Origin of the sequence: Priestia sp. J2 (assembly GCF_020790095.1) — a bacterium.
Taxonomy (GTDB): Bacteria; Bacillota; Bacilli; order Bacillales; family Bacillaceae_H; genus Priestia; species Priestia zanthoxyli.
Genome location: NZ_CP086208.1, coordinates 3182200 through 3203756 on the forward strand (window position 1 = coordinate 3182200; position 21557 = coordinate 3203756).

The following is a 21557-nucleotide window of genomic DNA, read 5'->3' on the forward strand; positions in this document are numbered from 1 at the left end:
AGAAATATGACGATTTCATTGCGAAACGAGCTTTTTATCTGTTTACTTACATTCCTCTTTCTGTAAAAAACTTGATTTAATTATGATTAATCGCAGAGATAAAAAGGAAAACAGCAGTCAAATAGAGAAATAGTGTAACTATTGAGGAATGATTCAGCGCTTCTTTGTCAATTTACGTTTGTTTATTAATAAAGGAGGTCTATTTGGATGTGTGCAAATAAAATGTATGTGACGTATAACACGGAAAAACCGGCTATTACAATTCAAGGAGCTTTTTATCATACGGGAGGAACGCAGGAAGAGTTTTTGCGGGAATTCAAGTACTGGCTTGAATCTCATGGCTGGTCATTTATGGGCGTAACAAATGAAACAACGATGACAACGGCGAACAAAGAGTTAAAAGAAACGATGGAACAGCATAAAATAGAAGGCAAAAAAGTTCAAAGACTAGAAGATTTATAACGATTGCTTCTATGACCCTTCACACATGTCCAAACGCCAATACGTAAAAAAGCCTTTAGATGAGCTAAAGGCTTTTTTACATTAACGAGAAAGTGCGACCACCTTCTGATTTTCTATTCTCTCTTCAACAGGCTTTCTCATTTCTTTTTCCGTCCATACGCCAATGCGTTTTTGTCTTTTCCCAAGAGGCTGTTTTTCACATGCATAGCAAATTTCTGAAATATCATCAAAATGAGCTAACGACATCTTTATCCCTCCTTTTCTAAATATACACAGGCAAGTTAGTATGCTTTTTCCCTTATTTTCCAACGCTAAACTGCTTCATGTTGGATTTAAACAATTTATAAACAAATGGAATAAATAACTTCTACTTCATTATCATTTAGATTGTTTTATTTACATATAGGGGGGTAAACAAAAACTATCCCACCTCACACCCTGAAGTTTGAAACTGTCACGTAAGAAAGCTGCTTTATATAAAGCAGCTTTTTTATGTTTTTACTTTTCCTAGCTCCATACCTGATAAAATTTATATAACATCTAAAAAAGCATTCTCACAATTAAAATTGCTGCTTGATGTGCAGATCCTGTAAGTGCTCAGCAAGCTTATTTTCAAAAGATTCCAGTTAAACAAAAAACACCTGTAGCATTTAAAAAAAGATAAATACTACAGGTGTTTGTGCATGAGTCATAATAACAGGCAGCGCTAACTCACATCTCTTTTACAAACATCGCGCTATGTTTTTGATACATCCCCGGTATTTGTTATAAAGCAAGTATGACAAATATCTTCAATGCCTGTACAACTGGTGATGATGTCTTTCTTTCCTTCTTTTTTAATAGAAGAAAGTTCTAGATTTACGAGCCGATCCGTCACAGGGCAATAGGCAACCCAACGTTTATTTTCTAGTCGTTCATCCATCCCATACCTTCACCTTCTTAGACTTTAAAGTAAAGATACGTGTAAGTACTGCTTCATAATTCATTTCATATCGGAGAACTATTTACTATACCCTTTCCTTAAACATCTAAAACATGATTTTCAAGGAAATCATTTATATAAAAATTTTAAGAGCAGCAGTTCATTTTTTGTATCGGTGAATAGTACGCATGGATTCGTTAAAATCTTTTATGAGACGATAAGGTTTGCTCACTAACCTTATAGGAACTCCAATTAAAAATTTATTTATATCTTTTATATATTTTTTTGATACTCGGTTAGGTTTCGTAGAGACACGCTTATAAACCTCTTTATAAAACTCTTTCAAAACATCACCTTGAAATACCATTGTGCGATTGCATTCATGACATTCTACGCGCACAATTTTGCCGTTAATATAGGGAAGTTCCTCTTTACAACCGTTGCCATATAAATCGGCTTTGAATCCTCAGCTCCAATAATTAAGAGATACGATTTTTGCATCATAATGAATAAAAAAACCGACTGTTTAGTCGGTTTTTTTGTAGAGATTGATTTTTAATGTCCCTCACCTATTCCAAATACTTCTGCTACGTGATTTTCTAATTTATGCTTGTAGTGATCAATGTTTGGATGTTTAACTACATCGTGAATAGAGTATGTTGGAAGTGGACTCATACCGACGTACTGATTCATTTTATGCAAATGCATAATGGCTTCGTCTAAACTTTTTCCTTCATAGAAAGCTTCGTCATTGTTAAAAATCGCTTCCGGCGCATTCCATGTAAGAGAAAACATGTATTTTTTCCCCGTTAATAAGCCGCCTCGCCCGTATTGATTGGAACCTTTAAAGAAAATGTTATCCATATACACGCGATCAATATATTGCTTAAACTTTCCGGGAATGCTGAACCAGTAAATAGGCGTCTGCATAATCACAACATCAGCCCATAGCCACTTTTCAATTTCTTCTTCTACTTCGTAGTCTTTATCAACCACCGTTGTTTTAATGTCAAATTGATCAGCGAGTAAATGCTGCATTTCATTAAAAATCGTCTGATTTAACTCTCCTTTTGACTTTTTATAATACTCGTGTCCATTAATGATTAATACGTTTTTCATGCTGACCTGCTCCTTTCCAAAATCCTTACTTCTTTATCTTCATATATCTGTATACCCATAAAAACTGCTTATCTATCAGTACTACCTCTTACTTTGAAGTAACATAGGTACCTAGAAGTCCCTTTTTAAACACCCTTATGATTTCCTAAATAAAGAAAAAAACAAGATCTAATTTACTAATTTCTTAGAAGATGTTTAACTTGCATAAAGCAAATCGTTTTTTTAAAATCAGTTCTTTTCACCCAACAAAAAAAGACTGACGAATTAAATTTCGTCAGTCTTTCTATCTTTTTTATTTCGGTTCGCCCACTTCATTTAACGGATAGTAGCGAAACTGCACTTTTCCGATCACTGATTTTTGTGAAATAAAGCCAAATGCTCGTCCATCATGACTTACAGGACGGTTGTCACCCATTACAAACAGTGAATTTTTCGGCACTTTCACTTTGCCATCAGTTGCGGGCAGCGTTTGAAGCGTAAAATCTTCCGTGAATTTTTCATTAGGTGCAAGAGATTTTTTAGATTCTTTTAAATACGGCTCTTTATAAGCTTTTCCGTTAATATACAGAACGTCGTTTTTCATTTCTACCGTATCTCCTGGCAGTCCAATTACACGTTTAATATAATTTTCATCTGCATCCGGTGCATGAAATACAATCATATCAAAGCGATCAACATCACTGATTTTATTTAAAATAACGCGATTTGAATCTTCAAACGTTGGATACATCGATTCACCGTGAACCGTAGTTGGCGCAAATAAAAAATGGCGAACTCCCACTACAATAACCAATGCAATAACAATGGACTTAATCCATGAAAACACTTCTTTTTTTACGTTATTTTTGCTCATTTCAAAACATCCCTTACGTCAAAATATACTTTCATCATAGCATCAAATAGAGGGAAAGTATAATAATAACCGAATAATCTTATTTATTACTCACCGTTTGTCACTGTGCCTTGATGGAAAAACAAGCACCACTTTTCTTCTCTTTTTCGCCAAATAGAACTGCGAAGCGTCTTTTTTTCTGCCGTATGGTTCATAAGATGATAGGTAGTTAATACGCAGTCAGGAGACAATACGTCTACATGAAAATGAGAGATCTCAAATACATCTGGCGAAAGTACATGATTGTGATTGTAATCTTCTCGTTTCCATACCCTGCCCGAGCTGCCAAACTCCACGTAATCATCTGCAAGAATGTTTGAAAGCTCTTTAGCAGAGGTTCGTATCTCTGATTTTAAGTGGCTGCATTCTAACTCATAAAATGTTAGGGTGATATTCGCTTTTTCCACTTTCACAGTCTCCTCTCATTCTTTCTTACATTTATTATAAAGGAATACTGCCGTTTTCCCTTAAACAAATAATACTCCTATCTCAAATAGACAGGAGTATTGTTTGTTTAGCTAACGCTATAGCCTCTCTTCTTACCCGCAACCCAATCGCTAATCATTTTCACGACAATTCCCATGACGAATACGGTAAGAAATGAATAAAACATCGACCAGTTCAGCAATTGGTACAAATACAGCGCTTTGAATATCGGAATGCCTATAAAAGCAATAACGGCAGACGTAATAATATGTGCGATAAAGAAAAATTTCCATTTGCTGAAAAATTGGTAGACGAGTGCGATACTTACCGGAATAATAGCAAAGTCAACCGTATTGAAGCGATCTGTAAACGGCAGCATCTGATGAGGATAGCACCACAGGTTAAAAAATTTCCCGAATTCATCTACTAAACCGACTATGTCAAAGCTGATAAAAAAAACGAGAAGCATAAAAAAGAGACGCTGTCTATCAATAAAAAAGTAAAAAAGTAGCAGAAAAAGAGCATTTATCACTACTATGAGCCACCATTGAAAACTAAAAAGATCTTGATGAACCCAATAAGAAAATTCCTTTTTGTTTAAGACTTGTTGCATCATTTTAATCATTTCAAACATAGAAATCCCTCCTATCTTAGCAAGTCTTTCCATGAGGGTTTCACTTCATACTAAAATAAAACATCGCACACAGTGCTTTTGCACCTCCTCCTTCTTCAAAAACAGATTGTACCTATTTAGCGATTTCTATCTGTCTAGTAAAATTTTTTCGCAGGAGCATTGCTTTTCATCTCAGAACCTATTGACTATTATTTTCATTTCATACAAAATTAACAATTGTGCATGGTTTACATGTTAATACGAGCAAAAAGATACTGTTTTGCAACATTAAAGGAGGAACAACATGAACATCGGTACGATTAAAAGAGAAGCTAAAGCTTCTTTAAAGAATCGCTGGGGACTTGCGATTCTACTGACGGTGGTGACGTACGGAGTATATACGCTTCTGCCTATTCCATTTGAAATTGTGGCAAGCGGCGGCTATGACAATTGGATGAAAGATGAATCTGATTCCGCTTCATGGATTTCAACTGCCTTTGCTATCGTCTTCTCGCCTCTTCTGATGGCGAACTACTGGGCATTTTTAGGTCTAGCACGAGGTGAATCTGTTCGATTGGGGCACTTGTTTAAAACATTCCAAGACTTTGGCCTTTATGTAAAGTCATTAGGAATTTATGTACTTATGACTCTTTATGTGATGCTGTGGTCACTGCTTTTACTGATTCCTGGAATTATTAAAGCACTGGCATATTCACAAACGTACTATATTTGTAAAGACAATCCTACTTACTCGATGAATCAAGCGATTACAGAAAGCCGTAGGTTGATGAATGGTTATAAAGGACAGTACTTCCTGCTGCTGCTAAGCTTTCTTGGCTGGTTTTTATTAAGTATTATTACAGTAGGAATCGGCTTTTTATGGTCTATTCCATACCTTTCTGCTTCACTTGCTCGTTTTTATGAAAATTTGTTAAACGAACGTTCATCGCATGCTGAATAATAAAAAAATCCTCTTCATCGTGAAGAGGATTTTTTTATAAGAACACGGTTTGCATAAGTGAAGCTCTTATGTCATAAAGCTTACTAAGAGTATAGAAGAAAGGCAGGGGCTTATATGTATACTACAAGTGAGATATGTCAGCAGTTTGGCCAGATTTTAAACGCTAAAAGCAAAGTTAGTCCAACAGGATGCTCAGTGTCGCTTAAAAGAAGCTTTCAGGCTTCTGTTCAAGGGCGGAAAAGCAGCTCTGTCGTTCCTGTTGGCGTATCATTTGAGGCGATAGACGCGCAGGGAAACGCGTTAAACTTGGCTGAGATTGCTATTTTACAAGAAGAAATCCCTCGTTTTACAGAAGCTGCTGCGCGGCAAGGTCTTATCGTAAGCGCTTTGCATAACCATTGGCTTTTTACAGAACCCGTCCTTATGTATCTTCATATTCAATCTGTAGAGCCTCCTTTGCATTTTGCAAAAAAAATGGCTTTTTGTTTTACAACGCTAAGCAGCTTGCCTGTTTCAACAAACGTATAATAAAAAAGAAGCACCTTTTAAAAGCATGGTAGAGCTATAAAAGATGCTTCTTTTTTATGAATGAACATATTATGAGTAGACTCAATTTTATCTTCAACTAAACGAAAACACTCTTTTATGAAAATAAAAACAAACGAAGCAGCGCCATCATTCCAACTCCGCTAATAACGGTGAGAGATAAACTTTTTGTTTTCAGCGCAATCAGTAAGGTCGGAATGACTACGATGATGACGGGCCAGTTAATTTTCACACTGTCATTTGTTTGAATGATAAAGTTCTGTACAACAAGTGCTGTTAAAATACAAATAGGAATATAGGACAGCCATTTTAATACGGGTTCTGGCAGCGCGATGTTACGCACAACTAAAAACGGAACAATACGAGGAACTACGGTAACAAGGGCACACCCTAAAATAATGATAAGTGTTGAATAGTGGATACTCATTTATCCGTCACCACCCCAATCGTCGCTACAATAATCGTTGAAATTAAGACAGCTACATGTGAAGGTACAAAAAAAGACAGCACAATCATAATAATCGCCATATAAAGAATTAAACGTAAATAATGATTAAGTTTTGAAGGTAACACGCTTTCGATTTGTAAAACAAGCAGAGCTAAAAACATAGCCGTTAAGGCAAAATCAAATCCAAAGGCTTCCGGGTCAGATAGCAAATGCCCAAAAATGGCTCCCATCGTACAGGCGATAATCCAGCTGACGTAAGCCGTTATATTTAATCCGTTCATCCAGCGGTCATTAATTGGCTCCCCTTTTGCAATTTTATTTGAAGACACTCCAAATGATTCATCCGTCAGAAGTGCTCCAATTCCGACGTTTTTTAATAACGAATATTTTGTGAATTTAGGCGCGACCGTAGCACTCAAAAGAAAATGTCGTAAGTTAACGATGAATGTTGTGAGAATAATAGCTGAAATCGAACTGTTCGCAACCATCAGTGCACAAATAATAAACTGAGCAGCCCCGGCATACACGAGCGCTGATAATAAAGTAACTTCCATAACGGAAAGATGCGAGGACACGCCGACAATCCCGGCGGCAAGCCCTATGCTTATGTAACCGAGTAGCGTAGGGACACAGTCCTTGGCCCCTTGTCTGAACGTTAGATCCACTTTTTCTCTCTGCTGTACTGCTTTTTCTGCGATCACCGTACTCCCTCCTTTTCTGCTATATTATACATCTATACGTTATATTAAACAACGGTATGTTATACTATCTTTATAATCATTAAAGGAGTACAACAATGGACGCGATTCAAGATATTATTGCTAAAAATCTTGTTAAACTACGAAAAAATCGAAATTTGACGCTTGATCAAGTTTCTGAATTAACAGGTGTGAGCAAAGCAATGCTTGCACAAATTGAAAAAGGTAAATCCAGTCCGACAGTTACTACGCTTTGGAAGATTGCGAACGGCCTTCAAGTCTCTTTTTCTGTATTTATAAAAGAAGACACTCCGGATGTGCAGAAAGTAAGCATAAAACAGCTAGATCCCATCACGGACAACAAAGGTGATTACTTAGTGTATTCTTTTTTTCCTTATCACCCGGAAAAAAAGTTTGAAATTTACATTGTCACATTAAAGCCCGGATGCGTGCATGAAGCAAAAACTCACTTAGGAGATGAATACTTACTTATTAAAGAAGGAGAATTAACGGTTCGTTTTGAAAGTGAAGAACATGAATTAGTCTCAGGAGACGCTCTGCATTTTTCAGGAAATACCTCTCACAGCTATATCAATTCATCTGAAGAAGAAGCAAGCTTTTTTTTACTTATGCACTATCCCGAATCATAAAAAAAGAGCGTACGGATCATCCGTACGCTCTTTTTTTATTAAGCTGCGTGGGCTTGTTCTTTTTTCATTTTTTTGTTTTTCATGTATCCAATACTTACAACTGCAATCGTTAAGATAACTTGAACAGCAAGATGTAAAGCTGTACTTGGAACAAATCCACCAATAATTTTATCTTCAACAATCATTTTTCCAGCAGACCATGCGAGCATCGCCGCTCCAGCGTAAATGATAATCGGAAATTTTTCCATTGCTTTCATAATAAAGCTGCTTCCCCAAATAATAATCGGAATTGAAATTAATACACCAATCATAATTGGAACAAATTCATGAGCTACACCAGCTAGAGCTAATACGTTATCTAATGACATGACCGCATCTGCGATAATAATCGTTTTAACCGCACTCCATACCGTTGCTCCACCTTGAGGGTTATCGCCGTGTTCGTGATTATCGGCTAATAATTTATACGCGATCCAGACTAGCATCAAGCCGCCGACCGCTCCGATTAATGGAATCTTTAATAATGGGACAATAATAGCCGCAAATAATAATCGAAGACCAATCGCGCCGCCTGTTCCAATTAAAATCGCTCTTTTTTGTAAGTCTTTTGGTACGTTACGAGCCGCCATTGCAATCACAATCGCGTTATCTCCGCTTAAAATTAAATCAAGAAAAATAATTTGCAGCAAACCTTGCACTGATACGCCAATTAGTTCCTCCATAGTTACCTCCACCTTCTCTTTTTATGTAACGTTTCTCCTCTAAATGTCCGAGCCTTTTCCTCCTTTTTTATAATTGAATACAAAAAAGACCCTTACCAAATAAGCGGTAAAGGTCTTGCTAACAACATAATGTCGCCAACAAAGCCGAGAGATAATCTCTGTAATGACGACTTTGCTGTTAAAGCTACTCCCCTTTAGGAGATACGTTCAATTATTTGTTTGTATTTACACCATTTATACTATAGCATCTCCTACATTCTGTCAATCATTTTTTATGTAAAACGATTGTCAACGCTTTCTCTTTCAATCAATTCATAGTTCGAAAGTGTAAGCTTTTCGACTTCTTCGCCGTTAACTAGCTTGATAATTCGCTGTGCTCCCATTTGGCCCGCTTCTTTATAGTAATATTTTACGGTTGTTAAGCTCGGATGAATCACACCTGTAATTTCATAGCCTCCAAAGCCGGTAATGGATACATCTTCAGGAACGCGCAGTCCGTTTAAATAAGCGGCCTTTAACGTACCAAGCGCAATGTTATCGGTCGCACATACAATCATGGACGGGTTAAATTCTTTCATCACTGCCGTAGCTGCTCCGATTGCATCGCTCATGTTAAAGCTTGTTTCATAACAGCGGATCTCGCAGTCGCTGTCTTTAAGACCTTGCTTTACCCCTTCTTTTCTCTTTACACCTACAGCTATGTCCTTTTCAGTTACGCCTAAAAAAGCGATTTTTTTATGCCCTTTTTCCCCTATGTACCTTCCAATGTCGCATGCAGCCTCGTAATCTTGGTGAATTAAACTGTGAACTTCTTTATGCTCCTGTCCAATTAGCAAAACGGGAATTGAAATCGTACGGAACGCTTCCAAATGAGCTTTTGTAATCTGAACGGCAAGCAAAATAATACCGGCTACCTTCTGCTTAGCCAGCGTATAAATATTTTCAATTTCTCTTTCTAAATCTTGATTAGAATTGGAAACAATCATTTGATAGTGGTGGTCTCTAAGTTCTTGGTCAATACCATCTAATGTGCGGGAAGTCGCAAAAGAACCCATGCGCGGAACAATGACACCGATGATATTTGTTTTTTTTGCTTTTAAGCTTTGAGCAAAAGCATTTGGGCTATAGTTTGTTTCTTTAATAATTCCTTCAATTTTTCGTTTCGTCGCATCGCTCACAGACCCTCCGTTAAGGTAGCGGGATACAGTGCTTTTTGCTACTCCTGCAAGCCGAGCGATATCTGCAATAGTTGTCATTCTCTCATCTCCGTATTTTGTTGCTGCTTCTTTCACAGTATACACGAATATCGCGTGTATATTAAGTAACTGCTTTACTTTTTGCTTCATAAGCGGTATGATAACCTAAACGTGGATAAATATTATCCACATTGTACACATATAGCAGGAGATGATGTTTTTGCATATGAAAACAGGCGTTGAGCAATCGGTGTATGCCATTTTGCTGCTTACGTTTTTACCTGAAAAAGCTGTGCTGCCAGGAGATGTTATCAGCACTCAGCTTGGGGGCTCGCCTACGTATTTTCAAAAGCTTCTTCGCAAGCTGGTTAGCGCTGATTTACTTGCTTCCGTTCCTGGTAGCAAAGGTGGATTTCGCTTAAAGAAAACGCCGGAAGAAATTCGAATCTATGACGTATACGTAGCCATTGAAGGCAAGCAGTCTCTTTATTCATCAAGCGGTATTTTTCACGATATGCTTAATTTAAAAGACAAAGATATTTGCTTATTATCCGATTTAATGGAAGAAGCCGAATCTTCATGGCAGTCCATTTTAAAACGGCAAACCATTGCCACGCTTACAAATGAAATTCATAAAAAATGTCCAAAAGAAAACCTGGACATGCTAAAAGCAACTGTAGAAGAAAAAATGGTGCTGTAGCACCCAAAGGAGATTATCATGGAAAACTTAAATAGATATTTTGATTTATTCGATCAATCACGTACAAGCGAACAAGCATTTGAAGAATTGGTGAGCCTTTTTTCAGACGATATCGTATTTGTCTTAAACGGCCACGAAAAGCAAGGCATTGAAAACTGGAAGCTGTTTGTGAAAATGGTGTTTAAAGAAAATGCTGATATTAAGCATATGTTCGAAGGCTGGAAAGCAGTTGAAGGTACGGACATGTTTGAAACGCCTTGGGCAGTATGCGGAAAACGTGCATCTGGCAGCGTATTTACTCAAACAGGAAAAGATATTGCTAAGCTAGATAAAAACGGGAAGATCAGTTATTTAGAAAACGTGCCTGATGACACAAACATGTTTGATACGTATAAAAATTAATATGGAGAAAAGAAGGGCTATATAGGCCCTTCTTTTTTTACGGCGCAAACCCTTCTTGAGAAAGATAAATCATCGAAGAAGGATAAAATTTTTCAAAATAACGAATGGCTTTGATATGAATGTCTTTGTCATACCAGTCTAGGAAACCGTGCTGATCAAATAGTTCCGGCATCCCTAGCCTTTTAGACGTTTTCCCTAAGGAACCGTCTCCTAAGTACAAGGTATCAATGCAAATCCGGTCCATCATTCCTTCTATTTTCTCAGGAAATTCAGGCGTGAAAGGAAGCATTGGAGCAATGGCTACTTGCGTTAAAATTCCGCTTTCTTTTACTTTTTTTAACGCATTCATACGAAGTTTCATCCCCGGAGCATAAGGAGAAAAAATTTGTTTTACATCTTCTCGGTCTGTTTCAATAGTCATCGATACGCGAAGGTCACATACTTTTTGAAGCTGTAAAAGCAAATCAATATCTCTCGTCACAAGCGGCGATCTTGTTTGAATCAGTAAAAAATCAGGCGGATGATTGATCATTGTTTCTAAAAGAGCCCGAGTGATGCCTGCTTTACGCTCAGCCGGCTGATAGGGATCTGTCGCTGAAGACATAAAAATGCACACCGGCTGCTCTTTTTTTCGCAGTTTTTGTATTTCTTTTTGATAGACTTCAGCTGCGTTGACTTTCAGCTCTAACCACGTTCCCCACTCCATTTCTTTAAAACGCTGAATTGGCAGTTCTCGCACGTAGCAAAATTTGCAGGAGAATGTACATCCAGCATACGGATTTAAACTATGAGTATAACCGGATGCCAAAAAGCCGGTCGCTTTTGTTAAAATACTTTTCGAAACCACGTCTTTTTGGTTCATCTTTCTCACCTCTTTGTCCAATAAGTATATCAAGTTCACAAATGAAAAAACTACTTCCCACATGGAAAGTAGCCCTTTATGTTTTCAACTCATCAACTTTGATTTTCTTTCTTTTCACTTGTCGTTTCAAGTAAAGAGGTTAAATATGAATTTAACTCAAATTGGTCCTTTTCAATAAAATCAGATAATACAGGCTGCTCTTCTTTTCTCATCTTTCTCCACTCCCTTTGTTTTTTATGTATGTGTTTTCAATCATCAATGGATAAAAGTAATGTACTTAACTCTACCCGTATCTAAACAAAAATAATCATGGTATTTTATACTATTTTTACATTTATGCACGTTTTATTTGTATATTTTTTACAATGTAACGTAAATTAATAGCAAGATTAGTAAACGTATAAACTTGATTAACAGCTCACTTCATAGAAGGAGGAATGACAAACATGAATCATGAACAAAAATCCACGCTGTCTCCTGTTTCACAAGAGCAGCAAAGCCCCGATACTCAACTAACGGAAAAAGAAGAGCGTATGCCGGAGTATACGCATACTTCGCTTAATCCAGACTCATAGAACAAAAAGAGAAATGCCTCGGCATTTCTCTTTTTAATGTTTCTATACTTTTCTTCATTAATCATGACGTTGTGACAAATAAAGGTAAAGATAATGAACATGGCGAATGAATACCATTATCTATTAATGACAAAGGAGAACGAGCATGAAGAAAAAAGTGATGGGAGCAATTTATGCTCTTTTAACGCTGTTCATTTTAAGTGCCTGCAGTACCGAAGACGTTGTGACAAATAATTCAGATCCAAAAGTTTCTGTTTCTACTACAGTTAAACCGCTGACGAAAAAAGAATTTAGTGAAGTTGGAACATCAGGGTTAACAGGCCCTTCTAAAAAAGATTTTCACAAAGTACATATGACTCTTACTTTACGCGGTACGAACTACCTGTCGGATATTCAAGTTAAGCTACCTAACTATAAAGAAGCTTTTAATAACATGAAAGACGATCAGCAAACAAGATATTGGTTTGGCAGCGGTGCAGATGAAGAGCAAGAAAACAAAAACATCTATACAAGGGAATTTGTCCTTTATACGAAAGGCTTAACCGATAAGCAAATCAAAGATATTTTAGCAGCAGCTAAGGTAAAGACGTCCTGGGTGGTAAAGGATACAAAAGCGAAGGATCAATCCGAATTTGCTGCTGGTAAAAACATAAAATTTGAAGCAAAATGAGACATGCACCAATTAGCAAAAGCCCTCTTTATGAAAAGAGGGCTTTCTCTTATTATATGAAGAAGAATTACCTTGTCACCTGCAGCTAACGGTTTGGATTTGAGGCCAGACTTTCAAAGCGCAGCATATCTTCTAAGCTATCTACCCGTTATAAACGCTAGCGCATGTTCCAGGCTTTGGCTCATAGTAGCAATGATTTTTGTATTGACCAGAAGCGGGTTGACCGTACCATGTTGGAGGGCATGGAGCGGATGGATTAAAGTACCACAGTGCATATTTCCCCGGGTGTTCTCTCCAATAATCCAAATTCTTTTTGGCTAACCTTTTTTCAACACCTCTTGCTCGTTGATAAAATACATTTCCTTTTTGAACAGCCTCGAACGAATAGTTGCCTCCCTGCACCTGATAAATAACTTGCGGAACGGATCTTAAATTCTTGAAATCTAAACAGTTTGCTTTAAGGCGATTTACAATGACATTTCCAACATACAGCATGCCTTGTTTTCCTTCGCCTTCAGCTTCTGCTCTCATCATCCTTGCCATTAAAGCAACGTCTGAATCTCGATAATTTACTCTTGGCATTTTTTCACCCCAAAAATATACTATGAAAAAAAGCCGGTCTTGATGTCACTGTCCCTAAAATAACAGTAATTGAATGCTCCGCAAAAGGCTTATCCTCTTTTGTAATACAGCTGAGCAATTTGTCCGTACTGCTTCATATTAGTGAGCTTGAAGTTCATTTCTGGAATTCCTGGCTTAAACAATGGAATACCAGCTCCAAGCAAAACGGGAATAACCGATATAATAAATTCATCCACCCTGTTTGCTTTTAAGAAATCAGCGAGAATATCAGCACCTCCCACCAGCCATATTTTTTTCGTATCTTGATTGAGATTGTTGAGAAATGACGCCACGCTTTCGTTTATAAACTCAACATACTGATCTTTTCCTTGAGCTGAGCGGCTAAACACGTAGCACTTTTTATCGAGATACGGAAACTCGGGTGTGAGCTTCAGCACGTGATCGTACGTAGCCTTTCCCATAACGACCGCATCACACGTTTGATAAAACGCTTCGTAGCCGTTGTCCCCCTCTCCTTCTACGCTTTCTAGCCAGTCAATCTCTCCGTTTTCTCTTGCGATATACCCGTCTAAGCTTGCGGCAATATATACGACGATTTTTTTCTTCATTCCCTTTTCTCCTTTCAACTTTACTGTTTCTGTATGATATCATCTTAATACGACACTTTTTGTCATATTAAAAGAAAAAGGTGAAAATAAATGGCTAAGTCTAGACGGCTTGTTGATATGCTTATGTTTATTAATACAAAAAGAACGTTTACGGCAAAAGAACTAGCGGAGGAATTTGGCCTTTCTGTACGGACCGTTCAGCGCTATTTGCTGGACTTAAGTGAATTAGGACTGCCTCTTTACAGTGAAAAAGGACGGAGCGGTGGTTACAGAGTGTTAAAAAACCGTATTCTCCCTCCTATCTTGTTTACGGAACAAGAAGCTATTTCGATCTTTTTTGCTTATCAAGCTCTGCAGTATTATCATGACCTTCCGTTTGATGCAGAAATTCATGCGGCTCTTCAAAAATTTTATGTGTACCTGTCTGAAGAAACGAAGAAAAAAGTAGATAAAATAAGTGCTCATATTGCGTTTTGGAATCCTAAAAGAAACTTAGACACTCCTTATTTAAAAGAGCTGCTAGAAGCAAGCCTTACAGGAAAATATATTGAATTTCTTTATGATTCAAAGACGGGTCAAACAAGAAAAGAAGTCAAACCCCTTGGCATTTATGCTCATAACGGCTTGTGGTACTGCCCCGCTTATTCCTGCGATAAGCAAAAAGTATTATTGTTTCGAGCAGATCGTATTCACTCGTTAAAAGTTTTAGAAAAAGACGAAAAGATGTCTCTTACGTTAAAAGAATGGCTTGAAACAGAACCGGTAAACTCACAGCCGATTTCGTTAAAAGTAACCTTGACGCACGAAGGCGTTCGTCAGTGTAAAGGCGTTCCGTGGCTTGAAAATCACGTGAAGGTAACGGAAGACGGGTGCGGCTATATCGGTACGATAACTGATGGAAATGAATTAAACTACATGGCTTCTTTTTTCTATACCTTAGGTGCTCATGCTTTAATTGAAGAACCTAAGGAGCTAATTGAAAAAATTTGCTGTCACGCAGAAGAAACGCTAAGGCGCTATAAATGAGGTGGGTTTAGTCATGTCTCAATCTGGCTATAAAAAATAACCTCCGCTATTTAGCGGAGGTTATTTTTTATTTACCCAGCCCACACGTCTTTTGCGAATCGGCCCTTTTCTTCTAGCTGCTGCAGCCATAAGCGAGCATCTGCTTCACTTACTTCATGAACATCAGCATAGCTTTTAATAAGCGTTGCTTCAACGTCAGGTGCCATTTGGCTTCCGTCTCCGCAAATATAGAAGTGCGCTCCTTGATCAAGAAGTTCAATCAATTTCGTGCCGTCTTGTTCCATAACGTGCTGAACGTATGTTTTCGGCTGATTTGGTACGCGTGAAAAAGCGGTATGAAGCGTAATGACATCTTCATTTTGTGCGTTTTCAAGCTCTTCTTGATACAGATAGTCTTCATGAGGTGAACGGCAGCCAAAGTATAAATGCGCTTCTCCAAGCGACTGTCCTTGTTCTTTTAACTGCTTGCGAGCCTGCACAAAGCCTCTAAACGGCGCGACGCCTGTTCCTGGTCCGACCATGATAATCGGTGTTTCAGGATCTTTTGGCAGCGTAAAGCCTGACTGCGGTGTGGAAACAAAGCACGTAATTGTATCTCCTTCTTGCAGCTCAGCAAGATAGTTCGACGCAATTCCTTTATATTCTCCATATCCGCTCCACGCTTCTCCTGAGACGACGCTAACCGTGATGCTTGCTTGTTTTCCATCGACACGAGGTGATGAAGAAATGGAGTAATAGCGCGGACGCATGCTTGGAAGAAGAGCGATAAATTCGCTGAATTCCATTTCACACGCCGGATATTTTTCAAGCAGTTCAAGCATTGTTAAGCGTTTTGCCAGCACCTTTTCTTTATACGCTTGCTTTTCAAGCAAGGCTTCAAGCTCCACTTTATGCGGCGGGCAGACCGTTTTAGCAGCCATTGCGCGAAGCTGTGTGCGCGTAACAGGATCTTGAATCTCCACATATTGCAGAAGCTCTTCTACTGATACGGTTTTACCGAGTGGCAAATGCGCTAATTTTTCTTCTTCAGCTTCCAAACGGATTTGCTGTGATGCATCTAGACCGAACCTTGTCGTTACACGATTTACTATTCCTTCATAGTTGCGAGGAATAATACCTAAATGATCTCCTTCTTGATAAGAAACTTCTTTTGGAAGCTCAATTTCAAGATGACGCGTGCTTCGTTCACTGCCTGGTTTTTGTAGTTCTTTGCTTGCTACAACGTTCGCCGAAAAAGCACCGTGCATTTTCGCAAGCGGCATGTCCGCAGCGCTGTCGACAAATTGAAGTGAAAGCGTAGATTTATTATCTTCACTGTTTTCTATGTCGAGGTTAAAGTAAGCTGCTACGTCACTCCACATATGTTCACGCCATTCTTCGTATGTGCCTTCAAAGTCGTCGCTTGCATCTGCTTCGCCGCGTTCAGCTATGTTTTCTGCCCCTTTAGCTGCAAGCGTTTCATCGATAAAAGCAGGCACCTTTTGATACGTAGTAGCCCAGTTTTTATCGCCGCATCCAAATACGGAGTAGCGAACGCCTTTGACTTCATCAGCAGACGCTTGGTCTAACCAGTCGACAAACTGCTTTGCGTTATCAGGCGGATGTCCGTTATAAGAAGCCGTTACAATTAAAACAGCTCCTTCACGCGGAAGATTTCCTGCATGGGAATCCAGCGTTGCAACCTGAGGTGCGAATCCTTTGCTCATCGCAATATCTGCTAAATCCCTCGCCGTTCCTTCAGCTGTTCCCATATTTGAACCGTATAACACAAGCAGCGGCGTATTATGAGCGTTCTCTACCTTTTTGCGTGCTTTTTTAGCAGGCTGTTCCGTGCTAGGTGAAGGAATGCCACCAAGCGGAATTTTTTTTGATTTTGCTTTTACAACAAAGCCTTCAGGTTTTAACGTTAAAGTTTCTTTAATATCCATCTCGTAGTTTGTATGATCTTCAAAATCAAAATGTTTTAGCATCATACCAAGTACAAGCGTTGCTTCATGAAGAGCGAACTGCTGACCGATACACGCACGCTGACCGTTTCCAAACGGTTTAAACGCATGTTGCGGAATCGCGCTTGGATTTTCAAAACGCTCTGGGCGGAACTCTTCCACATCGTCTCCCCAAATCGTTTTATCACGGTGAAGCTGAGGAATCAGAACCATCAGTTCATCGCCTTTTTCTAACGGATATTCTCCTCCAAGCACCGTATCCTCTTTTGCATATAGAGAAAATGCAGGAGCTGTCGGCCATAAGCGCAGCGCTTCGTTTAAGACCATGCCGACGTATTTAAGCTGTTTCACTTGTTTATAGCTTGGAACAGGATCTACTAAAACTCTTGCTGCTTCTGCTGCTGCTTTTTGTAATACATGTGGATTTTTCACTAAGAAATACAGCGCAAATGATAAAAGACCACTTGTTGTTTCGTGTCCCGCAATTAAGAACGTAATAATTTGATAGCGAATATTTTCATCATCAAGCGGCTCACCTGTTTCTGGGTCTTTTCCGTTTAGCATATGCGTTAATAAATCATCGCTTTGTTCACCGCTTGCCTTGCGATCTGCGATAATTTTATCTACTAAATCGTTCATTACCTTAATATCTTCTTGAAACTGACGCTTATTTTCATCGTAGGCAGGGTCATCCGGATTTGCTCGCTGCAGCTTGTTCATCGCTTCGTCCAGTGCACGGACCATGCTTGTAATAAACGGGTGCGGCTGATCGCGATAAAAGCTGTTAAAGCGGTAATTAAAGCCGCAAAGACCGATTGTATCAAGCGTTAAGCGCGTCATATCTTCCGGTACTTCAATATGCTCATCTGCATTTAGACGCTCCCACTTTTGAATAAGCTGCACGGCGATATCGACCATCATCGCGTGATAGCCTTTCATCGCTTGCTGACTGAAGCTTGGAAGTAAGATATTATGCGCTTTTTTCCAGTTTTTTTCGTGCGTCCAGCTTGTAAATAAACCGTCTCCTGCAAAATCACGCACAAATTTAAGCGCTTGACTTAAGTTTTTATCAAAGCGGGATTCATCGCATGCTTCTTTAATTAGACGCTGACTTGATAAGTAGCGCGTCACACGTCCAGGCGCTTCAAATTTAAAGATTTCCCCTAATTCATCTGCAATTTTCATCAGCGTTTGAATCGGTTTATCTGTGTTTAATAACGGTAAGTTTTTAAGCTCTCCAAATGTTTTTGGCTGAGGCATTTCTTTAATTGTCATGTTATCCCTCTTTCACTTGTTAAGTTTCATGATTGTCTGCTAAGTGCTGCCCACAGACTCTCTTCTACGCCGGCAAGAAGTTCATCAGTTAAAGATAAATAGTCATTTTCAATCATTTCATATACTTCCATAAAGCTTCCAAATAAAATAGCAATGAGCGCATTTTCAGGAAGGTTTCTAATAATGCCTTGCTTTTGTCCTTCTCTGAAGAACGTGCAAACAAATTCCACCAGCTTTTGATAGGCTAAGCGACTCTCTTCTGTTAAAAAAGCTCCTTGACTATGAGTTTTAATAAAGCCAAGCGCACGAGGATGATTTTTAGTGAATGTCACCATACCTTCAAAGATATGATGAAATCCATCTCGATATCCTTCTCTTTCGTTAGCCAGGCCGCTTTCAATACACTGTAAAAACTCGTTTACATGCTGCTGAAACAGTTCGTTTACAAGGCTTTCTTTATTTTTAAAGTAGCGATAAATTGTTCCTGCTCCTACTTTGGCATTTTCTGCAATCATTGGCATCGTGGTTGCATCAAATCCTCTTTCTGCAAACAGCAGAAGCGAAGCAGAAAAAATCGCTTTTTGTTTTGTTGGAGTAGATTCCACTTTATCACCTCTTTCCAAAAACGGAATGAACGTTCATTCCGCTACAATTACAAGTATAAAAAACTGCTTCTTAATAGTAAAAAGATAACTAGACAAGTGGAAAGAAAAGGTTCTTTCACTCTAATTTTATACCATTTAAAGGTAAATAATGGAGTCTTTCAGAATATTTTATGCTTACAGAAAATTAGTCCACTTATCCCCTTGATTAACATAATTTAACACAATCTATTAAAGGAAGAAGTTTAAAGGAAAAGTAAGGTGGAAATAGAAAAGAGTTACACAAGGCGTAAAGGAGGATTAAAAATGGACCAAGCAAGAGTGATAGAATACGAAGAAATGCTTCGCTCAGCCATGCTTTCTAATAACGTAGAGTTATTAGAAGAATTACTTTCAGATGAGCTTATTTTTGTGAATCACTTTGGGCAATGGTTGTCAAAAGAGCAAGATACAAATGCTCATCGTTCAAAAAGTCTTGATATAGCGGGCATCGAAGTGTTGGAACAAGAAATTAAACTGTTTCAAGAACTTGCCGTTACCGTTACAAAAGTAGCGTTAAATGGGTCGCTGGCAACCGGTGAAGCCATTGGAGGAGAATACTGCTATACGCGAATTTGGAAAGATGTTGAAGGAACATTAAAGGTTGTTTCTTGTCACTGCAGTTCTAGCGCATAATCAACGCTGCCATAATAAAAAACATCCCTTCTTTACTAAGAGGGATGTTCCTTTTGCTCATTAAAAGATTTTCTTCCTGTCTCTGTCATCTTTTAAAATCTCCACGGCCTCACGGAACCGCTGTGAATGTACAATCTCTCTTTCTCGTAAAAATCGTAAGCTGTCGTTTAAATCAGGGTCATCTGATATATCAATTAACCATTGATATGTAGCTCTTGCTTTTTCTTCTGCTGCTATGTCTTCATAAAGATCTGCAATCGGATCTCCTTTTGCCTGTATATACGTAGCGGTAAACGGAACGCCAGCAGCATTATTGTAATAAAGTGCACTATCATGGTTTACATAGTGTTCTGTCAATCCAGCTGCCTTCAGCTGCTCCGGCGTTGCATCTTTTGTTAGCTTATAAATCATCGTCGCAATCATTTCAAGATGAGCAAACTCTTCTGTCCCGATATCGTTTAGCAGTCCAACAACTTTATCGGGAATGGTATAGCGCTGATTCAAATAACGAAGTGCAGCTGCAAGCTCTCCGTCCGCTCCCCCGTACTGTTCCATTAAATATTTGGCAAGCGTTGGATTACACGTACTTACTTTAACTGGATACTGCAATTTCTTTTCATACACCCACATATAGTTCCCGCCTTTATCTGCTTATATTTGCCATGGCCAAGGGCTTGTTCCCCAGCTCCACTTCCCGTCGGTATAGCTGTTTCCATACTGCTGGAGCGGCCCGTACTTTGTTTCAAAGTTTCTTTTTAACTGCATAGCCTGCTGCGCGTATTCGTTAAACTGCTGCATAGCCTGCTGGTCATTTGGATGGGTATCTAAATACAGCGTTAATTCTACAAGTGCAAAATCAATCGCCTGTATTTCTTCTAAATCCTGATAGTACTCCGGAGGTAGTTTTTTCATTCTTCATCCCTCTTCTTATCTTTGTATGGATTTTCATAGTAGTCCCAAAAAGCCGGCCACAGCGTTCCTTTTTTTAGCGCTTCTTTCGGTGAAAACTGCTGCAGATTCGCGGGCTGAAATCCCATGTATAACTGAGGCGGCGTAGAATAATATTTAACTCCTATCGGCCGGCACGGATCATAGATACTGTGGAAAGGTTGATAGGTCTTAACCGGTGTAAACATCTTTTTTGGATTGTTATCCATGAAAAGTCCTCCTCTAAAAACACACTCTGTTTTATCCTATTCAGTTTTTATCGTGTTCATGAAGGAATTCATTCCCGACTTAAGAACCAAACTTTTCTTCATAAAAAAGACCTATGTAAAAAACGCTATAGTTGCCCAATCCCTTTAGGCAGCTTTCTCATACTTTATAAAATAGTGATTAAGAAAATAGAGGTGCTTAAAAAATGGACATTAATTACATGGATTTTTATTTTTACCCAGCACGATTTCCTGGACCTCAACTCCCGCCCGGTCCACCTAGACCACCAGGCGGTTTACCTACACCTGACCCGCAGCAAGCTCCAACTTCCCCCCCGCCGGCATTTATTCCAGCTCAGCAAACGGCAACTCCATTTGCTGTTGACCCAGGAGCCATTTCTCTTTGTCTATTCCGCAATACGTTCATATGGCTTAGAAACGGCTCTAGCTTCTGGTACTTCCCTATTTTTGTAGGACCGCGATCGGTTGCAGGATTTAGATGGAACGGACGTTTTTGGACCATTTTCGGTGTCGATACACGACAAATTGTTTCGTTTACGTGTTTTTAAACGTTAAGAAAAGAGATTGAGACATAGCTAAATCAATACAATTTAAAGACGATAAAATTGAATACATGAACTAGTATCGGTGGCTTGTTACACTGCTGTTGATTTCCGTGCATGGCTTCGCTTTCCGCGGGCGGCCGGTGAGCCTCCTCGTCGCTTGCGCTTCTGCGGGGTCTCACCTGTTCCGCTTTTCCCGCAGGAGTCTTCGCCTTGCCCTCCAATCAACAGCTAGAAATAACTGAATAAATATATGAAGGCT

At 38.9% G+C, this 21557-nt stretch carries 30 protein-coding genes; 11 read left to right on the top strand and 19 right to left on the bottom strand.

Going from position 1 to position 21557, the window contains the following annotated elements:
- Nucleotides 1-207: 207 nt before the first annotated feature.
- The gene (locus LJY09_RS16230) at nucleotides 208-462 is read left to right on the top strand and encodes a hypothetical protein (protein ID WP_013057893.1); all 255 of its coding nucleotides are present in this window, start codon (nucleotides 208-210) and stop codon (nucleotides 460-462) included.
- Between the two features lie 81 nt (nucleotides 463-543).
- On the opposite strand, the gene LJY09_RS16235 is transcribed toward LJY09_RS16230, so the two are convergent.
- From LJY09_RS16235 to LJY09_RS16260, 6 genes are all read right to left on the bottom strand, one after another.
- Nucleotides 544-708 (bottom strand): hypothetical protein, encoded by a 165-nt coding sequence (locus LJY09_RS16235; protein ID WP_197028701.1) that lies wholly within the window; start codon nucleotides 706-708, stop codon nucleotides 544-546.
- Between the two features lie 490 nt (nucleotides 709-1198).
- Nucleotides 1199-1384, bottom strand: a complete 186-nt coding sequence (locus tag LJY09_RS16240; protein ID WP_014459286.1) for a hypothetical protein — start codon at nucleotides 1382-1384, stop codon at nucleotides 1199-1201.
- A 555-nt stretch (nucleotides 1385-1939) separates the two neighbouring features.
- A complete protein-coding gene (locus tag LJY09_RS16245) occupies nucleotides 1940-2503 on the bottom strand; it encodes an NAD(P)H-dependent oxidoreductase (protein ID WP_028414469.1) in 564 nt (187 codons plus the stop codon).
- Nucleotides 2504-2795: 292 nt separating this feature from the next.
- On the bottom strand, nucleotides 2796-3356 hold the full coding sequence (gene lepB / locus LJY09_RS16250; protein ID WP_028414470.1) for a signal peptidase I: 561 nt from the start codon (nucleotides 3354-3356) through the stop codon (nucleotides 2796-2798).
- A gap of 86 nt (nucleotides 3357-3442) precedes the next feature.
- The gene (locus LJY09_RS16255) at nucleotides 3443-3802 is read right to left on the bottom strand and encodes a nuclear transport factor 2 family protein (protein WP_186819725.1); all 360 of its coding nucleotides are present in this window, start codon (nucleotides 3800-3802) and stop codon (nucleotides 3443-3445) included.
- Between the two features lie 107 nt (nucleotides 3803-3909).
- Nucleotides 3910-4455, bottom strand: a complete 546-nt coding sequence (locus LJY09_RS16260; protein WP_155010002.1) for a CBO0543 family protein — start codon at nucleotides 4453-4455, stop codon at nucleotides 3910-3912.
- A gap of 283 nt (nucleotides 4456-4738) precedes the next feature.
- Here LJY09_RS16260 and LJY09_RS16265 point away from each other — a divergent pair, with 283 nt between their 5' ends.
- Together LJY09_RS16265 and LJY09_RS16270 are read left to right on the top strand one after the other, a co-directional pair.
- The gene (locus LJY09_RS16265; RefSeq protein ID WP_028414473.1) at nucleotides 4739-5395 is read left to right on the top strand and encodes a DUF975 family protein; all 657 of its coding nucleotides are present in this window, start codon (nucleotides 4739-4741) and stop codon (nucleotides 5393-5395) included.
- A gap of 114 nt (nucleotides 5396-5509) precedes the next feature.
- The gene (locus tag LJY09_RS16270; RefSeq protein ID WP_028414474.1) at nucleotides 5510-5923 is read left to right on the top strand and encodes a DUF1259 domain-containing protein; all 414 of its coding nucleotides are present in this window, start codon (nucleotides 5510-5512) and stop codon (nucleotides 5921-5923) included.
- A gap of 115 nt (nucleotides 5924-6038) precedes the next feature.
- Here LJY09_RS16270 and LJY09_RS16275 read toward each other — a convergent pair whose 3' ends face one another.
- The gene (locus LJY09_RS16275) at nucleotides 6039-6368 is read right to left on the bottom strand and encodes an AzlD domain-containing protein (protein WP_028414475.1); all 330 of its coding nucleotides are present in this window, start codon (nucleotides 6366-6368) and stop codon (nucleotides 6039-6041) included.
- On the bottom strand, nucleotides 6365-7090 hold the full coding sequence (locus tag LJY09_RS16280; protein WP_028414476.1) for an AzlC family ABC transporter permease: 726 nt from the start codon (nucleotides 7088-7090) through the stop codon (nucleotides 6365-6367). The genes LJY09_RS16275 and LJY09_RS16280 overlap by 4 nt, the downstream gene beginning before the upstream one ends.
- A gap of 95 nt (nucleotides 7091-7185) precedes the next feature.
- Between LJY09_RS16280 and LJY09_RS16285 the strand changes: the two genes are divergently transcribed.
- Nucleotides 7186-7737 (top strand): helix-turn-helix domain-containing protein, encoded by a 552-nt coding sequence (locus tag LJY09_RS16285; protein WP_028414477.1) that lies wholly within the window; start codon nucleotides 7186-7188, stop codon nucleotides 7735-7737.
- A gap of 38 nt (nucleotides 7738-7775) precedes the next feature.
- Here the strand turns inward: LJY09_RS16285 and LJY09_RS16290 are convergent, their stop codons facing one another.
- Both LJY09_RS16290 and LJY09_RS16295 read right to left on the bottom strand, forming a co-directional pair.
- Nucleotides 7776-8459, bottom strand: coding sequence for a TerC family protein (locus LJY09_RS16290; RefSeq protein ID WP_028414478.1), 684 nt, complete (start codon nucleotides 8457-8459; stop codon nucleotides 7776-7778).
- Between the two features lie 272 nt (nucleotides 8460-8731).
- Entirely contained in the window at nucleotides 8732-9715 is a 984-nt protein-coding gene (locus LJY09_RS16295; protein ID WP_028414479.1) for a LacI family DNA-binding transcriptional regulator, read from the bottom strand.
- Between the two features lie 160 nt (nucleotides 9716-9875).
- Between LJY09_RS16295 and LJY09_RS16300 the strand changes: the two genes are divergently transcribed.
- Together LJY09_RS16300 and LJY09_RS16305 are read left to right on the top strand one after the other, a co-directional pair.
- On the top strand, nucleotides 9876-10355 hold the full coding sequence (locus tag LJY09_RS16300) for an RrF2 family transcriptional regulator (RefSeq protein ID WP_013057917.1): 480 nt from the start codon (nucleotides 9876-9878) through the stop codon (nucleotides 10353-10355).
- A gap of 18 nt (nucleotides 10356-10373) precedes the next feature.
- Complete coding sequence (locus tag LJY09_RS16305) at nucleotides 10374-10757, top strand: nuclear transport factor 2 family protein (RefSeq protein WP_028414480.1); 384 nt, start codon at nucleotides 10374-10376, stop codon at nucleotides 10755-10757.
- Nucleotides 10758-10794: 37 nt separating this feature from the next.
- Here the strand turns inward: LJY09_RS16305 and LJY09_RS16310 are convergent, their stop codons facing one another.
- Nucleotides 10795-11619 carry an SPL family radical SAM protein gene (locus LJY09_RS16310; protein WP_028414481.1) on the bottom strand — a complete coding sequence of 275 codons (825 nt, stop codon included), beginning with the start codon at nucleotides 11617-11619 and terminating at the stop codon, nucleotides 10795-10797.
- A gap of 446 nt (nucleotides 11620-12065) precedes the next feature.
- Here LJY09_RS16310 and LJY09_RS27685 point away from each other — a divergent pair, with 446 nt between their 5' ends.
- Both LJY09_RS27685 and LJY09_RS16315 read left to right on the top strand, forming a co-directional pair.
- Complete coding sequence (locus LJY09_RS27685; protein ID WP_255219776.1) at nucleotides 12066-12194, top strand: hypothetical protein; 129 nt, start codon at nucleotides 12066-12068, stop codon at nucleotides 12192-12194.
- Nucleotides 12195-12339: 145 nt separating this feature from the next.
- Nucleotides 12340-12864, top strand: coding sequence for a hypothetical protein (locus tag LJY09_RS16315; RefSeq protein ID WP_028414482.1), 525 nt, complete (start codon nucleotides 12340-12342; stop codon nucleotides 12862-12864).
- A gap of 141 nt (nucleotides 12865-13005) precedes the next feature.
- On the opposite strand, the gene LJY09_RS16320 is transcribed toward LJY09_RS16315, so the two are convergent.
- Together LJY09_RS16320 and LJY09_RS16325 are read right to left on the bottom strand one after the other, a co-directional pair.
- Nucleotides 13006-13446: a cell wall hydrolase gene (locus tag LJY09_RS16320; protein WP_013083968.1), complete on the bottom strand. Its 441-nt coding sequence runs from the start codon at nucleotides 13444-13446 to the stop codon at nucleotides 13006-13008.
- 89 nt (nucleotides 13447-13535) lie between these two features.
- Nucleotides 13536-14054 (bottom strand): dihydrofolate reductase family protein, encoded by a 519-nt coding sequence (locus LJY09_RS16325; RefSeq protein WP_028414483.1) that lies wholly within the window; start codon nucleotides 14052-14054, stop codon nucleotides 13536-13538.
- 90 nt (nucleotides 14055-14144) lie between these two features.
- On the opposite strand from LJY09_RS16325, the gene LJY09_RS16330 reads away from it, so the two are divergent.
- A complete protein-coding gene (locus LJY09_RS16330) occupies nucleotides 14145-15080 on the top strand; it encodes a helix-turn-helix transcriptional regulator (RefSeq protein ID WP_228307326.1) in 936 nt (311 codons plus the stop codon).
- A 71-nt stretch (nucleotides 15081-15151) separates the two neighbouring features.
- On the opposite strand, the gene LJY09_RS16335 is transcribed toward LJY09_RS16330, so the two are convergent.
- Together LJY09_RS16335 and LJY09_RS16340 are read right to left on the bottom strand one after the other, a co-directional pair.
- Entirely contained in the window at nucleotides 15152-18301 is a 3150-nt protein-coding gene (locus tag LJY09_RS16335) for a bifunctional cytochrome P450/NADPH--P450 reductase (protein WP_323134959.1), read from the bottom strand.
- Between the two features lie 26 nt (nucleotides 18302-18327).
- On the bottom strand, nucleotides 18328-18906 hold the full coding sequence (locus LJY09_RS16340) for a TetR/AcrR family transcriptional regulator (protein WP_028414486.1): 579 nt from the start codon (nucleotides 18904-18906) through the stop codon (nucleotides 18328-18330).
- A gap of 303 nt (nucleotides 18907-19209) precedes the next feature.
- On the opposite strand from LJY09_RS16340, the gene LJY09_RS16345 reads away from it, so the two are divergent.
- Entirely contained in the window at nucleotides 19210-19578 is a 369-nt protein-coding gene (locus LJY09_RS16345) for a nuclear transport factor 2 family protein (protein WP_228307327.1), read from the top strand.
- A 60-nt stretch (nucleotides 19579-19638) separates the two neighbouring features.
- Here LJY09_RS16345 and cotJC read toward each other — a convergent pair whose 3' ends face one another.
- From cotJC to LJY09_RS16360, 3 genes are read right to left on the bottom strand one after another with little or no spacing between them, the layout of a single operon-like run.
- Nucleotides 19639-20208, bottom strand: a complete 570-nt coding sequence (gene cotJC / locus LJY09_RS16350) for a spore coat protein CotJC (protein ID WP_025751043.1) — start codon at nucleotides 20206-20208, stop codon at nucleotides 19639-19641.
- Nucleotides 20209-20229: 21 nt separating this feature from the next.
- Nucleotides 20230-20490, bottom strand: a complete 261-nt coding sequence (locus tag LJY09_RS16355; RefSeq protein WP_025751042.1) for a spore coat protein CotJB — start codon at nucleotides 20488-20490, stop codon at nucleotides 20230-20232.
- Entirely contained in the window at nucleotides 20487-20735 is a 249-nt protein-coding gene (locus LJY09_RS16360) for a spore coat associated protein CotJA (protein ID WP_033580510.1), read from the bottom strand. Before LJY09_RS16360 ends, LJY09_RS16355 begins: the two co-directional genes overlap by 4 nt.
- Nucleotides 20736-20938: 203 nt before the next feature.
- Here LJY09_RS16360 and LJY09_RS16365 point away from each other — a divergent pair, with 203 nt between their 5' ends.
- Nucleotides 20939-21301: a hypothetical protein gene (locus LJY09_RS16365; protein WP_033580509.1), complete on the top strand. Its 363-nt coding sequence runs from the start codon at nucleotides 20939-20941 to the stop codon at nucleotides 21299-21301.
- Nucleotides 21302-21388: 87 nt separating this feature from the next.
- Here LJY09_RS16365 and LJY09_RS27690 read toward each other — a convergent pair whose 3' ends face one another.
- Entirely contained in the window at nucleotides 21389-21523 is a 135-nt protein-coding gene (locus LJY09_RS27690) for a hypothetical protein (RefSeq protein WP_260503752.1), read from the bottom strand.
- Nucleotides 21524-21557: the final 34 nt, after the last annotated feature.

Bases quoted from the DNA above. Each gene is read 5' to 3' on its own strand.
- LJY09_RS16230 (WP_013057893.1), top strand. From the start codon at position 208: ATGTGTGCAAATAAAATGTATGTGACGTATAACACGGAAAAACCGGCT.
- LJY09_RS16235 (WP_197028701.1), bottom strand. From the start codon at position 708: ATGTCGTTAGCTCATTTTGATGATATTTCAGAAATTTGCTATGCATGT.
- LJY09_RS16240 (WP_014459286.1), bottom strand. From the start codon at position 1,384: ATGGATGAACGACTAGAAAATAAACGTTGGGTTGCCTATTGCCCTGTG.
- LJY09_RS16245 (WP_028414469.1), bottom strand. From the start codon at position 2,503: ATGAAAAACGTATTAATCATTAATGGACACGAGTATTATAAAAAGTCA.
- lepB (WP_028414470.1), bottom strand. From the start codon at position 3,356: ATGAGCAAAAATAACGTAAAAAAAGAAGTGTTTTCATGGATTAAGTCC.
- LJY09_RS16260 (WP_155010002.1), bottom strand. From the start codon at position 4,455: ATGTTTGAAATGATTAAAATGATGCAACAAGTCTTAAACAAAAAGGAA.
- LJY09_RS16265 (WP_028414473.1), top strand. From the start codon at position 4,739: ATGAACATCGGTACGATTAAAAGAGAAGCTAAAGCTTCTTTAAAGAAT.
- LJY09_RS16270 (WP_028414474.1), top strand. From the start codon at position 5,510: ATGTATACTACAAGTGAGATATGTCAGCAGTTTGGCCAGATTTTAAAC.
- LJY09_RS16275 (WP_028414475.1), bottom strand. From the start codon at position 6,368: ATGAGTATCCACTATTCAACACTTATCATTATTTTAGGGTGTGCCCTT.
- LJY09_RS16285 (WP_028414477.1), top strand. From the start codon at position 7,186: ATGGACGCGATTCAAGATATTATTGCTAAAAATCTTGTTAAACTACGA.
- LJY09_RS16290 (WP_028414478.1), bottom strand. From the start codon at position 8,459: ATGGAGGAACTAATTGGCGTATCAGTGCAAGGTTTGCTGCAAATTATT.
- LJY09_RS16295 (WP_028414479.1), bottom strand. From the start codon at position 9,715: ATGACAACTATTGCAGATATCGCTCGGCTTGCAGGAGTAGCAAAAAGC.
- LJY09_RS16305 (WP_028414480.1), top strand. From the start codon at position 10,374: ATGGAAAACTTAAATAGATATTTTGATTTATTCGATCAATCACGTACA.
- LJY09_RS16310 (WP_028414481.1), bottom strand. From the start codon at position 11,619: ATGAACCAAAAAGACGTGGTTTCGAAAAGTATTTTAACAAAAGCGACC.
- LJY09_RS27685 (WP_255219776.1), top strand. From the start codon at position 12,066: ATGAATCATGAACAAAAATCCACGCTGTCTCCTGTTTCACAAGAGCAG.
- LJY09_RS16315 (WP_028414482.1), top strand. From the start codon at position 12,340: ATGAAGAAAAAAGTGATGGGAGCAATTTATGCTCTTTTAACGCTGTTC.
- LJY09_RS16320 (WP_013083968.1), bottom strand. From the start codon at position 13,446: ATGCCAAGAGTAAATTATCGAGATTCAGACGTTGCTTTAATGGCAAGG.
- LJY09_RS16325 (WP_028414483.1), bottom strand. From the start codon at position 14,054: ATGAAGAAAAAAATCGTCGTATATATTGCCGCAAGCTTAGACGGGTAT.
- LJY09_RS16330 (WP_228307326.1), top strand. From the start codon at position 14,145: ATGGCTAAGTCTAGACGGCTTGTTGATATGCTTATGTTTATTAATACA.
- LJY09_RS16335 (WP_323134959.1), bottom strand. From the start codon at position 18,301: ATGACAATTAAAGAAATGCCTCAGCCAAAAACATTTGGAGAGCTTAAA.
- LJY09_RS16345 (WP_228307327.1), top strand. From the start codon at position 19,210: ATGGACCAAGCAAGAGTGATAGAATACGAAGAAATGCTTCGCTCAGCC.
- cotJC (WP_025751043.1), bottom strand. From the start codon at position 20,208: ATGTGGGTGTATGAAAAGAAATTGCAGTATCCAGTTAAAGTAAGTACG.
- LJY09_RS16355 (WP_025751042.1), bottom strand. From the start codon at position 20,490: ATGAAAAAACTACCTCCGGAGTACTATCAGGATTTAGAAGAAATACAG.
- LJY09_RS16360 (WP_033580510.1), bottom strand. From the start codon at position 20,735: ATGGATAACAATCCAAAAAAGATGTTTACACCGGTTAAGACCTATCAA.
- LJY09_RS16365 (WP_033580509.1), top strand. From the start codon at position 20,939: ATGGACATTAATTACATGGATTTTTATTTTTACCCAGCACGATTTCCT.